This window comes from Achromobacter sp. ACM05 (assembly GCF_019218915.1).
Classification (GTDB): Bacteria; Pseudomonadota; Gammaproteobacteria; order Burkholderiales; family Burkholderiaceae_B; genus Achromobacter; species Achromobacter animicus.
Genome location: NZ_JAHUWQ010000001.1, coordinates 2,192,302 through 2,205,410, shown reverse-complemented (window position 1 = coordinate 2,205,410; position 13,109 = coordinate 2,192,302). Strand labels below are relative to the sequence as shown.

Here is a 13,109-nt window from a genome sequence, read left to right as displayed (position 1 = left end):
CGGTGTGGGCGGCTTGGATTGGGGAGGCTTGGATTGGGGAGGCTTGGATTGGGTCGAACCGGCTTGGCGCGGTTCAGCGCGAATCGCCGCCAACTCAGCCCAGCGGAACGCGGCTCGATCAGACGCCCCGCGCCGTCAAGGCGTCGCGCCCAGCGCCCGCAACTGCGACTTCAGACGGCGCACCTCCTGGCTCAGGTCCAGGATGAGCGCGACGGCGTCCAGGCCGGCGCCAAAGTCATGCTCGAGCCGCCGCGCGTGCAAGGCGCGTTGCAGGTCCACGCTGTAGAAACGCCATTCCGCCGGGCCGCTGCCGCTGGCATTGACGATGCCGACTTCGACCAGCCGGGCCACCCATTCCACTTCCGCGCCGCAGGCGCGCGCCAGGTCGTCTGCGTTGAGCGGCTGCGACTTGCCGACGACGGTGGCGCTGGTGATCACTATCTTCTTCATGCTCAGACCCCGAGATTGCGGCGCGGGTTGAAGGGCAGATCCTGCTGCAGCTTGCGGTAAGCGGCCTTGGCGGCTTCGCTGTCCGCCGGCGGCAGCACCAGATCCAGGACCAGGTACAGATCACCCGGCGGATCGCCGGGGATGCCGCGCCCGCGCAGCCGCAGCTTGCGGCCGTTGCTGGACCCGGGCGGCACGGACACTTCGACCGTGCCGCCGGGCGTGGGCGCCTTGACGCTGGCGCCCAGCGCGGCTTCCCACGGGGCAACCGGCAAGGTCATGTAGAGATCTCGCCCTTCGGCGCGGTAGCGCGGATGCGGCTTGAAGCGCACTTCCAGATACAGATCGCCGCTTTCGCCGCCGCCATAGCCGGGCATGCCCTGTCCGGCCAGCCGGATGTACTGGCCTTCGCGCACGCCGGCCGGGATCTTGACGCTGAGCGTGCGGCTCTGCATGTGCGGCCGGCCCTGGTCGTCCATCTGCATGGACCGCAGGCTGATGTCGCGCGTCGCGCCCTTGATGGCGTCTTCCAGGTCGACTTCGATGGCGGCGTGATGGTCTTCGCCGCGCGTGCGGAATTCCTGCTGGCGTCCGCCGTGCCTGGCGCCCCGGCCACCAAAGAGTGACGAAAAGAACTCGCTGAATTGGGCTTCGTCGCCGGCCGCGGCGCCGCGGTGGAATTCGAAGCCTTCGTCCCATCCGGGCGGCGGTTGGAAGCCGCCCTCGGGCGAGACGCCCGCGGCCAGATTGTCGTAGGCCTGGCGCTTTTCGGCGTCACGCAGCACGTCGTAGGCTTCGTTGACGTCGCGCATGCGGGTTTCGGCGTCGCTTTCCTTGCTGACGTCTGGGTGATATTTGCGGGCGAGCTTGCGGTATGCCTTGCGGATATCGTCGTCGGATGCGCCCTGCTCCACCCCGAGAATGCTGTAGTAGTCCTTGAACTCCATGTTCCAGCTCACGTAGAGGGTTGAGGCCGCGTCCGGCACAGCCGGATCCGGCCTTGAATAGCCAGAAGATAGGGGTTATGGACCGATTTTTCAATGTGCGGCCGCGCGCCAGGGGCCGGCCGCGGAAAGCCGGTAGCCCGATTGGCGTAGTATGTGTTTTTTCGCCCGGCATTCTGGGGGCGGACCCACATTGCAGGATCCACGATGAAGATGAGCAACATCCCCTTCGGCACCACCGACTGGTCCGAAGTGGAACGCACCGAACACGCCGGCGAAACCGGCACGGCGTACTGGCGTACCCGCCAATTCGGCGACCTGCGCGTGCGCATGGTGGAATACACGGCCGGTTACCTGGCTGACCACTGGTGCACCAAGGGCCACATCCTGTTCTGTCTGGAAGGCGAACTGCACACCGAACTGGAAGACGGCCGCCAGTTCGTGCTGACCCCCGGCATGAGCTATCAGGTGGCCGATCAGGCCGAACCGCACCGCTCGTCCACGCAGACCGGCGCCAAGCTATTTATTGTGGACTGACCTTTGCAGGCTGACCTTTGCGGACTGACGCGCCCGCGCGACACGTCCGCATTGCACTTGCGTTACGCTTTGCAAACCAGCCGCCCCGCGCGGCCTGACCATACGTTACTTCGCCTGACCGGAGACAAGCTTTGGGCGCCCCGATTACGCTATACGTCGATTCCCTGTTTCTCAGCCCGTACGCCATGTCGGTCTATGTGGCGCTGACCGAAAAGCAACTGCCTTTCGAAGTGCGTCCCATCGACCTGAGTGCCGGCGAACAGCGCATGCAGCCGTTCCAATGCCGCGCGCTCACCTCGCGGGTGCCGGCGCTGACCCACGCGGACTTCAACCTGACCGAATCCAGCGTCATCGCCGAATATTTGGAAGAAGCCTTTCCCCCGCCCGAACACACCGCCCTGTTTCCGTCCGCCCTGCAGGAACGCGCCCGCGCGCGCCAGTTGCAAGCCTGGCTGCGCAGCGACCTGGGCGCCCTGCGCCAGGAACGTCCCACGGAAACCGTGTTCTACGGCGAAGCCGGCTCGCCGCTGTCCGACGACGCCCATGCAGCCGCCGCCAAACTGATCCGCGTGGCCAGCTATCTGGTCGGCGTCGGCCAGACGACCCTGTTCGACAAATGGTGCATCGCCGACACCGATCTGGCGGTCATGCTCAAGCGCCTGTCGAACGACGACCTGCCCGACACGCTGCGCGCCTACGCCGACGCCCAATGGCAACGGCCCGCCGTCCAGAAATGGCTGGAACACAACGCCGCCGCGCGGTGACCTGACCCTCATCCAAGGCGCCGCGATGCAGCTGCTGGATCACGTCTCCATCACCGTCGCCCGCCTGGACGCCGCCCGGCCGTTCTACGACGCCATCATGCGGGCGCTGGGCGCGGACAAGGTCTACGACCGTCCAGACGCGCTGGGATACGGCGAGCGCTGCGGTCCCGGCGACAGCGGCCATACCTATCTGTCGGTGTTCGCCACCCCCGACGCTTCTCCCGATCCCGCATCCGCCGCCCGGCGCCACTGGTGCTTCAAGGCGCCCACCCGGGCGGCCGTCGACGCTTTCCATGCCGCCGGCCTGGCGCACGGCGGCCGAGACGACGGCGCACCCGGCGTGCGCGCGCATTACCATCCCCTGTATTACGCTGCCTTTCTGCTGGACCCGGACGGCAACCGCGTCGAAGCGGTCTGCCATCAGTCCGATTGAGCTGGGCTGATCGGCCATTTGACGCCCCGCAAATCGTTCTGATGTTGCACCGCACCATCCGTTGCGGTGTAATGGGGAGGTCAATTTCGCCGGTTCCACTGGGGACCGGCTCGGCGGCCATCTGTCGCCGGCAGCTCATTACAGGAGATCGCCATGGCCGCATCCGGCACCGATCACACGCTCGCCCCGTCCCTCAACCCCTGGACGGCCGCCTACGAATACGCCGTGGACGCCTGGCAGCGCGGCGTGCTTTACGCAGACGTGATGCGCCAGCGCGGCAACCAGTATCACGAACACATGGCCAAGCGCGCGCCGAACGTGCTGAGCATGGAATTCGAGCTGGTGCTGGATGGCCGCGAGCTGCCCCGTCCCGTCAACTACGGTCTCTTGCGGATCAAGCCGCCGGCCGGCGTGGAAACGGACCCGATCAAGCGCCCCTTCCTGGTGGTCGATCCGCGCGCGGGCCACGGGCCGGGCATTGGCGGCTTCAAGCCGGAAAGCGAAATCGGCGTGGCCGTGCGCGCGGGGCATCCCTGCTACTTTGCGACGTTCCTGCCGCAGCCCATGCCCACCCAGACCGTCGAAGACGTGATGATGGCCGAGGCGCGGTTCCTGGAAGAAATCATTGCGCTGCACCCGGATGCCGAGGGCAAGCCCGTCGTCGTGGCCAATTGCCAGGCGGGCTGGCAGATCATGATGACCGCGGCGGTGCGTCCTGAACTGTTCGGGCCGATCATCGTCGCGGGCGCACCGCTCTCGTACTGGGCGGGCTGGCGCGGCATGAATCCCATGCGCTACGCGGGCGGCCTGCTGGGCGGAAGCTGGCTCACGGCCATGACCAGCGACCTGGGCAACGGCAAGTTCGACGGCGCCTGGCTGGTGCAGAACTTCGAGAACCTCAATCCGGCCAACACCCTGTGGTCCAAGCAGTACAACCTGTATTCCAAGGTCGACACCGAAGCCGACCGTTACCTCAGCTTTGAAAAATGGTGGGGCGGCCACGTCTTCCTGAATGGCCCCGAAATCCAGTACATCGTCGACAACCTGTTCGTCGGCAACCGCCTGGCGACCGCCGGCCTGGTGACCTCCGACGGCATCCGCATCGACCTGCGCAACATCCGCTCGCCCATCGTGGTGTTCTGCTCCAAGGGCGACAACATCACCCCGCCGCCGCAGGCGCTGGGCTGGATTCCCGAGCTTTACCAGAACGAAGCCGAAGTCCTGGCCCACGGCCAGACCATCGTCTACGCCATTCACGAAAGCATCGGCCACCTGGGCATCTTCGTGTCCGGCAGCGTGGCGCGCAAGGAACACCAGGAATTCACCTCCAACATCGACATGATCGATGTGCTGCCGCCGGGCATCTACCAGGCCGAAATCGCCGACAAGACGCCCGACACGCCCAACGCCGATCTGGCTTTTGGCAACTACGTGCTGTCCTTCGAACAGCGCAAGCTGGACGACGTGCGCGCCATCGTCGACCGCAAGGAAGAAGACGACCAGCGCTTTGCCGCGGTGGCCCGCATCTCGGACATCAACCTGGGCATGTACCGCAGCTTCGTGCAGCCCTGGCTGCGCGCCATGGTGACGCCGCAATCGGCCGAGTGGATGCAGCGCATGCACCCGCTGCGCCTGCCCTACGAACTGATTTCCGACCGCAACCCGGTCATCGCGCCCATCGCCAAGGTGGCCGAACAGGTGCGCGAGAACCGGCAGCAGGCCGCGCCCACCAATCCGTTCGTGGTGGCGCAGGAAATGTTCTCGAACTGGATCGAGACCAGCCTGAACATCTGGCAGGAACTGCGCGATTCCGCCGACGAGCGCACCTTCATGAGCGTGTATGGATCGCCGGTCGTGCAGGATCTGGCCGGCCTGGGCGCCAAGTCCGGCCCGCCGCGCCGGCACCCGGGCGTCTCGCCGGAGCATCGCCGCTTCATGGAAGACCGCGCCGCGGAACTGCGCTCGATGCTGCAGGAAGGCGGTCTGCGCGTGGCCGCGATCCGGATGCTGTTGTATGTGTCCGGCGCCGAAGGCGGCCTGGACGAGCGCAGCTTCGCGCTCATCCGCAAGATGCGCGCCGAAGCCGACAACGCGCTGACGCTGGAGGCGTTCAAGGACGTGATCCGGGAACAGGCCTTGATGATGACGCTGGATTCGGACGCCGCCATTCAAGCGATGCCCCGTCTTCTGGAGGACTCATCGGCCGCGGAAATCCGCGCCAGCCTGATCGCGATGAAGGGCGTCCTGGAAGCCGCCGAGCCGCTGAGCGACGCCGCGCGCGAAAGCCTGAACGAAATGGAGCGCATCTTCGAAGCGGCCGAACGCCGCGCGCAGCGGCGCGGACAGGGTCAGGCGCCTGCCGCGTCGCGCGGCGCCGCCGCCACGAAGTCCCCCTATCCGGTCCAGGACCTGGTCGACCTGGCAGCCGAGGTGCCCGCCAAGACCGCCCGGCCGCACCCTGATGCGGCGGGTAAGGCCGTGAATGAGGCGGAGCCGGCCAGGAAGGCCGCGCCGTCCGCATCGAAGAAGGTTGCATCGAAGGGTGCGTCCAACGGTACGTCCAACGGCGCGTCCAAAACGGCATCGAAGTCCCCGGCAAAGCCGGCAGCTAAAGCATCCAAGACTGCAGCCAAGACTGCGGCCAATGGCGCCGCCAAGACAGCGTCCAAGTCCGCACCGAAGTCCGCAGCCAAGTCCGCATCCAAGTCTGGCGCGGACGCGACCCCGGCCAAGGCGCCCGCCAAGCGCGCGACCGCCGCCCGTCAACCTGCCAAGGCCTGAGACCCATGAGCCTCCCGACCTCCACGCACTACGACAAACTCATCGCGCGCGCGCAAACGCTGGAGGCGGCGCCCTGCGCGATCGCCCATCCCTGCGATGAACCGTCGCTGTCGGCCGCCCTGGAAGCGCGCGATCTGGGCCTGCTGCGGCCCATCCTGGTCGGTCCCGAAGGCAAGATCCGCGACACGGCCGCGCAGTTCAAGCTGAACCTGGGCGACGCCCGCATCGTCGATGCGCCGCACAGCCATGCCGCCGCGGAGTCCGCCGTGGCGCTGGTGCGCAGCGGCGAGGCCTCCCTGTTGATGAAAGGCAGCCTGCACACCGACGAGCTGATGCACGAGGTCGTAGCGCGCACGACGGGCCTGCGCAGCGGCCGGCGCATCAGCCATGTGTTCATCATGGAAGTGCCGACCTACGCCGAGCCGCTCTTCATCACCGACGCGGCCATCAACATCTTTCCGGATCTGGAAACCAAGGCCGACATCATCCGCAACGTGATCGACCTGCATCTGGGATTGGGTCTGGGCGAACCGCGCGTGGCGATCCTGTCGGCGGTCGAACAGGTCACCCCCAGCATCCCCAGCACCATCGAGGCGGCCGCCCTGTGCAAGATGGCCGACCGCGGCCAGATCGCGGGCGGCGTGCTGGACGGCCCGCTGGCGCTGGACAACGCGATCAGCCCCGACGCCGCGCGCATCAAGGGCATCCGCTCGCCGGTGGCCGGCGTGGCCCAGGTGCTGGTGGTGCCCGATCTGGAAGCCGGCAACATGCTGGCCAAGAATCTGACCTTCCTCGCCAACGCCGAGGCGGCCGGCATCGTGCTGGGCGCACGCGTGCCGATCATCCTGACCAGCCGCGCAGACAGCCCGCGTTCGCGCCTGGCGTCGTGCGCGGTGGCGGCGATCTACGCCAATCACCTTGCCCAGCAGCAGGCCAGACCGCTGGCCTGAACATTCCCAGCCCCGGCCTGCCCCCGCGGGCCGCCGAGCGACTTGTCTCAACGTGGAAGCACACCGCCATGAGCGACACCATCCTCGTCATCAACGCCGGCAGTTCCAGCATCAAGTTCTACCTGTACGACATCGACGACAAGCATGAACTGGCGCCCCGGCTGGGCGGCCAGCTTGAAGGCATCGGCACCACGCATCCGCGCCTGCGCGTGCGCGACGCGGTGGGCGAGACGCTGGTCGAACGCGACATCGCGCCCAGCCACGCTCCCGACGTGCCCAACGCGCAGGAAGTCGTCGGCACGTGGCTGAGCGGCCACCTGGGCGGCGCGCCGCTCGCAGTGGGGCATCGCGTGGTCCACGGCGGGCCGGATCTGTCCGAGCCGGTGCTGATCGACGACGACATCCTGGCCCGGCTTGAAACCTTCACGCCGCTCGCGCCGCTGCATCAGCCCAACAACCTGGCGCCGATCCGCGTCATTCGCGAGCGACGGCCGTGGATTCCGCAGGTCGCCTGCTTCGACACGGCGTTCCATCGCAGTCATTCCGACGTGGCCGACCGCTATGCGCTGCCCGAGCGCCTGTACCTGGAAGGCGTGCGCCGCTACGGCTTTCATGGGCTGTCCTACGAATACATCGCACAGCGCCTGAAGCAGACGCTGCCCGACATCGCGATGGGCAAGATCGTCGTCGCCCACCTGGGCTCTGGCGTATCGGCTTGCGTCATGCACCAGGGCAAGAGCGTGGACAGCACCATGGGCTTCACCGCGCTGGAAGGTCTGCCGATGGGCACGCGCCCTGGCCGCCTGGATCCCGGCGTGGTGCTGTGGATGATGGAACAGGGCATGAGCCACGACGAGATCGAGCACATGCTGTATCACGATTGCGGCATGAAGGGCCTGTCGGGCATCAGCAACGACATGCGCGAACTGCTGGCGAGCAATGCGCCGTCGGCCAAGCTGGCCCTGAAGTATTTCGCGTGGCGCGTGGCCGAAGGCATGATCGGCCTGGGCTGCGCGACGAACGGCATCGACGGCATCGTCTTCACGGCGGGCGTCGGCGAAAACTCGGCCGAGATCCGTCAGGCGATCAGCGAGCATTGGGGCTGGCTGGGCATCAAGCTGGACCCCGAGCGCAACGCCCGCCACGGGCCGCGCATCTCGGCCGACGACAGCCGCATAGGCGTCTACGTGGTGCGCACGAACGAAGAGCTGGTCATCGCGCAGCACACGCTCGCGCTCGTGAGGCAGCGATGAGCGCGCAGCTGCCGCTGGCCGGCAAGCGCGGGCTGGTGACAGGCATCGCCAACGCCGACTCCATCGCGTGGGGATGCGCCAAGGCGTTTCGTGCCATGGGGGCCGAACTGGCGGTCACCTATCTGAACGACAAGGCCCTGCCGCACGTGGCGCCGTTGGCGCAGCAGGTTCAAGCACCCTTGCTGATGCCCATGAACCTGCTGAACGACGGCGAGCTGGAAGCCGTCTTCAGCCGCATCACGGACGAATGGGGCGAGCTGGATTTCGTGCTGCATTCGGTCGCGTTCGCGCCGCGCGACGATCTGCACGGGCGAGTCACGGACTGCTCGCGCGCGGGATTTCTTCAGGCGATGGACGTGTCGTGCTGGTCCTTCATCCGTATGGCCAAGCTGGCCGAGCCCCTGATGCGCAATGGCGGCGCCCTCTTCTGCATGAGTTACTACGGCTCGCAGATGGTCGTCGAGCACTACAACATGATGGGACCGGTGAAAGCCGCCCTGGAATCCGCCACGCGTTACCTGGCGGCCGAGCTGGGTCCGCAAGGCATCCGCGTGCATGCGATCTCGCCGGGTCCGCTGAAGACGCGCGCCGCGTCCGGCATCGCGGAGTTCGACACGATGCTGGACCGCGCGCAGGCGAAGGCGCCGGCGCGCAGCCTTGTGTCGATTGACGACGTGGGCGAAGCGACTGCCTGGCTGGCCACGGATGCGGCGCGGCTGATGACGGGGCAGACGCTGTATATCGACGGTGGGTATCACATCATCGATTGACGCGGCGTGTCAGACACTCGCGGGGTGTCTGACACCCCGGTCATGTGAAGGTCAGGCCAGCGTCGCCGGCCCGCCCTGGCGCCAGCGCTCGATGGCGTCGACCGCCTGTTCCGGGCTGCCGAAGATCCTGTCCGGCCCGATCTTCTTGACCAGCCCCGAACGCTGTAGCGCCTCGCGGAACTTGCCGTGGCCGCCGGCCACCAGCAGCGTGATGCCGCGCTCGTCCAGATTGCGCTTCAGTTCATACAGCGCCTCGACCGCGTCCGCGTCGGCCTGCGTCATGGCCTCGGCATCCAACACGAACCAGTGCACGTCGCCCGCCTGCTCGATGATTTCGCGGGCGCGGCGGCGGAAGGCGTCCGCGTTGAAGAACCAGACCGAGGATTCGAACAGCCAGATCACGGCGCCGGGGACGGGCTTGGCTTGCGGATTCAGGTGCAGCTTGCCCAGCACGGTTTCACCGGGCAGCCGGCCCAGCAATGCATCCCGCGGATTGCCTGACACGTACATGGCGTAGAGCAGCGTCGCGCCCACCGAGACGGCCACGCCTTGCAACACGCCGAATCCCACGACGCCCACGGCGGCCAACACGCCGAATGCAAGCTCGATCCGCGAAATGCGCGCCAGCCGCTTGAAGGCCTGCCAATCGAAGAGGCTGGCCGCAGCCAGCAGCAGGATGGCCGACAGCGCAAACTGCGGCAGCCAGTACAGCGGCGCACTCAACAGACCCACCACGACGGCCAGCGCGGCCGCGGCGCTGATGCTGACCAGCGGCGACGAGCCACCGGCCACCAGGCCGACCGCCGTGCGCGAGTCCGCGCCCGTCACGACATAGCCCTGGAACAGCCCGGCCGCCACGTTGGCCGCGCCGAAGCCCACGAGTTCGCGATTGGGATCCACGTGTTCGCCCGTGCGCGCCGCAAAGCTGCGCGCGGTCACGATGCCGCTGGAAAAACTGACGACCAGAACGCCCGCCGCGCCCAGCAGGATGCCGTCCACGCCTTCCAGGCTGACCGGCAGATTGAAGGACGGCAGCCCGGCCGGCACGTCGCCGACCACCGCGATGCCCAGCGCCGGAAAATTGAACAGCCAGGACAGCACGCAGGTCGCCACCACCAGCAGGATGGGACCGGGCCACGACGGCCGCACGCGCTTGACGACGATCAGGAAGATGCAAGAGGCCAGGCCGAGGAACAGTGTCGGCAGCCGGATCTCGGACAGGCGGTGCGACAGTTCCATGAACGGATGAATGAGGCCGCTGTTGCGCAGTCCCACGCCGGTCAGGCCGCTGAGCTGCGACATCGCCAGCGTGATCGCGACGCCTGCCATATACCCGATGAGCACGGGCCGCGACAGCAGATTGGCCAGCACGCCCAACCGCAGGACGCGCGCGATGAGGCAGCCCACGCCCACGGTCAGCGCAATGCTGGTGGCGCCGAGCAGACGCGCTTCCGGCGTGGTCAGCGCCATGCCGGTCAGCGTGGCGGCAATCAGGGTGCAGGTGGCGGTGTCGGGACCCACGATGAGGGTGCGCGACGAACCGAAGAACGCATACGCCAGCATGCCGGCAATGGCCGCCCACAGGCCAGCGACGGGCGGCACGCCCATCATGGCGGAATAAGCCAGACCGACCGGCAGGGCCACGGCGGCGACGCTCAGCCCTGCGGTCACGTCACGCCGCGCCGATTCGCGGGTAATGCCCTGGAAGTTGGCCAGGCCAGGAATAAAGCGGAGATTCATGGTGCAGCGAGACGGATCACAAGTGAATTCCCGCCAGCAGCGGGATGACCGCCCAAGCCTACACCAACCCCAAGCCGCGCGGCGCGCGGCGAATCAAGGCGGCGGCTTTGGGTGCCGCACGCCTGGTGCGGGCGGGCGTCTGACGCCCGCCGCACGCCGCCCCTTCGCAAGGGGCGTACACAGCCGGACTTAACCCGCCGCGCGGGCTTCCAGCACGGCCACGGCCGGCAGGGTCTTGCCTTCCAGGAATTCCAGGAATGCGCCGCCGCCCGTCGAGATGTAGCCGACCTGCTCGCCGATCTTGTACTTGGCGATGGCGGCCAGGGTATCGCCGCCGCCGGCGATCGAGAAGCCGTCGGAGTCGGCAATCGCGCGGGCCACCACTTCGGTGCCGTTGGCGAATTGATCGAATTCGAACACGCCCACCGGGCCATTCCAGACGATCGTGCCCGCCTGCTTCAGGATACCGGCCAGTTGCTCGGCGGTCTTGGGGCCGATGTCCAGGATCATGTCGTCGTCGGCCACGTCGGTGGCCGCCTTGACGGTAGCTTCGGCGTCGGCGCCGAACGACTTGGCGCACACCACGTCAACGGGAATCGGCACGGCCGCGCCGCGCTTTTTCATGATGTCGATCACGGCGCGTGCCTGATCGACCTGATCGGGTTCCGCCAGCGACTTGCCGATGGACAGGCCGGCGGCCAGCATGAACGTGTTGGCGATGCCGCCGCCCACCACCAGCTGATCGACCTTGTCGGCCAGCGATTGCAGGATGGACAGCTTGGTCGACACCTTGGAGCCGCCCACGATGGCGACCAGCGGGCGCTTGGGTTCGTGCAGCGCACGGCCCAGGGCGTCGAGTTCGGCTTCCAGCAGCGGGCCGGCGCAGGCCACAGACGCGAAGCGGGCGATGCCGTGGGTGGTGGCTTCGGCGCGGTGGGCGGTGCCGAAGGCGTCGTTGACGTAGACGTCGCAAAGTGCAGCCATCTTCTTGGCCAGCGCCTCGTCGTCCTTCTTTTCGCCGACATTGACGCGGCAGTTTTCCAGCAGCACGACCTGGCCGTGATCGACCTTCACGCCGTCAACCCAGTCGCGCACCAGCTGCACGGGCATGCCCAGCAGCTCGGACAGGCGCTGGCCGACCTTGGCGAGCGAATCGGCGTCGGTCAGGACGCCCTCTTTCGGACGGCCTAGGTGCGACGTGACCATCACGGCGGCGCCGGCGTCCAGCGCCAGACGGATGCCAGGCACCGAGGCGCGGATACGGGTGTCTTCGCTGATGCGGCCGGCGTCATCGAACGGAACATTGAGGTCGGCGCGGATGAACACACGCTTGCCGGACAGGGCGCCGGCCTTGGCCAGCGCGGACAAAGTTTTGACCTTGGACATATTTGGATTCCTTCGGTAGGCGAACAAAGGGGACGAACCCATTTTCCGCAATGGCGGAAAATAAATCCGTCCCCTTATGGACTGGCGGTGTGCTTACTTGGCCGACATCAGCGCGACGGTGGTGTCGAGCATGCGGTTCGAGAAGCCCCACTCGTTGTCGTACCAGGACGAGACCTTGACCAGACGGCCCGAGACCTTGGTCAGCGACGCGTCAACGGTGCTGGAGGCCGGGTTGTGGTTGTAGTCGACCGAGACCAGGGGTTCGGTGTTGTAGTCCAGGATGCCCTTCAGTTCGCCTTCCGAGGCGGCCTTCAGGATGCTGTTCACTTCTTCGGCGGTCGTGTCGCGGCTGGCCACGAACGACAGGTCGACCAGCGACACGTTGATGGTCGGGACGCGGATGGCGTAGCCGTCCAGCTTGCCGTTCAGTTCCGGCAGGACCAGGCCCACGGCGGCGGCAGCGCCGGTCTTCGTGGGGATCATGCTCATCGTGGCCGAACGGGCGCGGCGCAGGTCTTCGTGATAGACGTCGGTCAGGACCTGGTCGTTGGTGTAGGCGTGAACGGTGGTCATCAGGCCGTTTTCCAGACCCAGCTTGTCGTTCAGCGGCTTGACCAGCGGGGCCAGGCAGTTGGTGGTGCACGAGGCGTTGGAGATGACGGTGTCCGTCGACTTCAGCACGCCATGGTTGACGCCGTAGACGATGGTGGCGTCGACATCCTTGCCGCCGGGAGCCGAGATGATGACTTTCTTGGCGCCGCCCTTGATGTGCGCGCCGGCCTTTTCCTTGGTGGTGAAAAAGCCCGTGCATTCCAGCACGACGTCGACCTTCAGGTCGCCCCACGGCAGTTCAGCCGGGTTGCGGTTGGCCAGCACGCGGATCTTGTCGCCGTTGACGACCATGAACTCGCCGTCGACTTCGACGGTGCCCGGGAACTTGCCGTGGGCGGTGTCGTAGCGCGTCAGGTGCGCGTTCGTCTTGGGATCGCCCAGATCGTTGATGGCGACGATTTCGATATCGTGCTTCTTGCCACCTTCGTAGTGGGCACGCAGGATGTTGCGGCCGATGCGACCGTAACCGTTGATGGCGACGCGAATGGTCAT

Annotated in this window: 12 protein-coding genes; 7 read left to right on the top strand and 5 right to left on the bottom strand. The window is 66.8% G+C overall.

Annotated elements, in window-relative coordinates:
* Nucleotides 1-135: 135 nt before the first annotated feature.
* A complete protein-coding gene (locus tag KW836_RS10025; RefSeq protein WP_175124564.1) occupies nucleotides 136-450 on the bottom strand; it encodes a chaperone modulator CbpM in 315 nt (104 codons plus the stop codon).
* Between the two features lie 2 nt (nucleotides 451-452).
* Nucleotides 453-1,394, bottom strand: coding sequence for a DnaJ C-terminal domain-containing protein (locus KW836_RS10020; RefSeq protein WP_218343317.1), 942 nt, complete (start codon nucleotides 1,392-1,394; stop codon nucleotides 453-455).
* 204 nt (nucleotides 1,395-1,598) lie between these two features.
* On the opposite strand from KW836_RS10020, the gene KW836_RS10015 reads away from it, so the two are divergent.
* The 7 genes from KW836_RS10015 (at nucleotide 1,599) to fabI (ending at nucleotide 8,879) form a co-directional block, all read left to right on the top strand.
* Nucleotides 1,599-1,928: a DHCW motif cupin fold protein gene (locus KW836_RS10015; protein WP_175124563.1), complete on the top strand. Its 330-nt coding sequence runs from the start codon at nucleotides 1,599-1,601 to the stop codon at nucleotides 1,926-1,928.
* Nucleotides 1,929-2,059: 131 nt separating this feature from the next.
* On the top strand, nucleotides 2,060-2,692 hold the full coding sequence (gene yfcF / locus KW836_RS10010; RefSeq protein ID WP_218343132.1) for a glutathione transferase: 633 nt from the start codon (nucleotides 2,060-2,062) through the stop codon (nucleotides 2,690-2,692).
* A gap of 25 nt (nucleotides 2,693-2,717) precedes the next feature.
* Nucleotides 2,718-3,125: a VOC family protein gene (locus KW836_RS10005; protein WP_218343131.1), complete on the top strand. Its 408-nt coding sequence runs from the start codon at nucleotides 2,718-2,720 to the stop codon at nucleotides 3,123-3,125.
* Nucleotides 3,126-3,278: 153 nt separating this feature from the next.
* A complete protein-coding gene (locus tag KW836_RS10000) occupies nucleotides 3,279-5,906 on the top strand; it encodes a DUF3141 domain-containing protein (protein ID WP_218343130.1) in 2,628 nt (875 codons plus the stop codon).
* A 5-nt stretch (nucleotides 5,907-5,911) separates the two neighbouring features.
* Nucleotides 5,912-6,856, top strand: a complete 945-nt coding sequence (locus tag KW836_RS09995) for a phosphate acetyltransferase (protein WP_218343129.1) — start codon at nucleotides 5,912-5,914, stop codon at nucleotides 6,854-6,856.
* 68 nt (nucleotides 6,857-6,924) lie between these two features.
* Entirely contained in the window at nucleotides 6,925-8,109 is a 1,185-nt protein-coding gene (locus tag KW836_RS09990; protein WP_175124559.1) for an acetate/propionate family kinase, read from the top strand.
* Entirely contained in the window at nucleotides 8,106-8,879 is a 774-nt protein-coding gene (gene fabI, locus KW836_RS09985) for an enoyl-ACP reductase FabI (RefSeq protein WP_175138193.1), read from the top strand. The genes KW836_RS09990 and fabI overlap by 4 nt, the downstream gene beginning before the upstream one ends.
* Before the next feature lie 51 nt (nucleotides 8,880-8,930).
* Here the strand turns inward: fabI and KW836_RS09980 are convergent, their stop codons facing one another.
* From KW836_RS09980 to gap, 3 genes are all read right to left on the bottom strand, one after another.
* Nucleotides 8,931-10,619, bottom strand: a complete 1,689-nt coding sequence (locus KW836_RS09980; RefSeq protein ID WP_218343128.1) for a SulP family inorganic anion transporter — start codon at nucleotides 10,617-10,619, stop codon at nucleotides 8,931-8,933.
* 189 nt (nucleotides 10,620-10,808) lie between these two features.
* Complete coding sequence (locus KW836_RS09975) at nucleotides 10,809-12,005, bottom strand: phosphoglycerate kinase (RefSeq protein WP_175138191.1); 1,197 nt, start codon at nucleotides 12,003-12,005, stop codon at nucleotides 10,809-10,811.
* Between the two features lie 93 nt (nucleotides 12,006-12,098).
* Nucleotides 12,099-13,109 (bottom strand): type I glyceraldehyde-3-phosphate dehydrogenase, encoded by a 1,011-nt coding sequence (gene gap, locus KW836_RS09970; RefSeq protein ID WP_056570971.1) that lies wholly within the window; start codon nucleotides 13,107-13,109, stop codon nucleotides 12,099-12,101.

Excerpts from the sequence above, each read along its gene's own strand:
- KW836_RS10005 (WP_218343131.1), top strand. The coding sequence starts at position 2,718 with ATGCAGCTGCTGGATCACGTCTCCATCACCGTCGCCCGCCTGGACGCC.
- fabI (WP_175138193.1), top strand. The coding sequence starts at position 8,106 with ATGAGCGCGCAGCTGCCGCTGGCCGGCAAGCGCGGGCTGGTGACAGGC.
- KW836_RS09975 (WP_175138191.1), bottom strand. The coding sequence starts at position 12,005 with ATGTCCAAGGTCAAAACTTTGTCCGCGCTGGCCAAGGCCGGCGCCCTG.
- KW836_RS10025 (WP_175124564.1), bottom strand. The coding sequence starts at position 450 with ATGAAGAAGATAGTGATCACCAGCGCCACCGTCGTCGGCAAGTCGCAG.
- KW836_RS09980 (WP_218343128.1), bottom strand. The coding sequence starts at position 10,619 with ATGAATCTCCGCTTTATTCCTGGCCTGGCCAACTTCCAGGGCATTACC.
- KW836_RS09990 (WP_175124559.1), top strand. The coding sequence starts at position 6,925 with ATGAGCGACACCATCCTCGTCATCAACGCCGGCAGTTCCAGCATCAAG.
- gap (WP_056570971.1), bottom strand. The coding sequence starts at position 13,109 with ATGACCATTCGCGTCGCCATCAACGGTTACGGTCGCATCGGCCGCAAC.
- KW836_RS10015 (WP_175124563.1), top strand. The coding sequence starts at position 1,599 with ATGAAGATGAGCAACATCCCCTTCGGCACCACCGACTGGTCCGAAGTG.
- KW836_RS10000 (WP_218343130.1), top strand. The coding sequence starts at position 3,279 with ATGGCCGCATCCGGCACCGATCACACGCTCGCCCCGTCCCTCAACCCC.
- KW836_RS09995 (WP_218343129.1), top strand. The coding sequence starts at position 5,912 with ATGAGCCTCCCGACCTCCACGCACTACGACAAACTCATCGCGCGCGCG.
- KW836_RS10020 (WP_218343317.1), bottom strand. The coding sequence starts at position 1,394 with ATGGAGTTCAAGGACTACTACAGCATTCTCGGGGTGGAGCAGGGCGCA.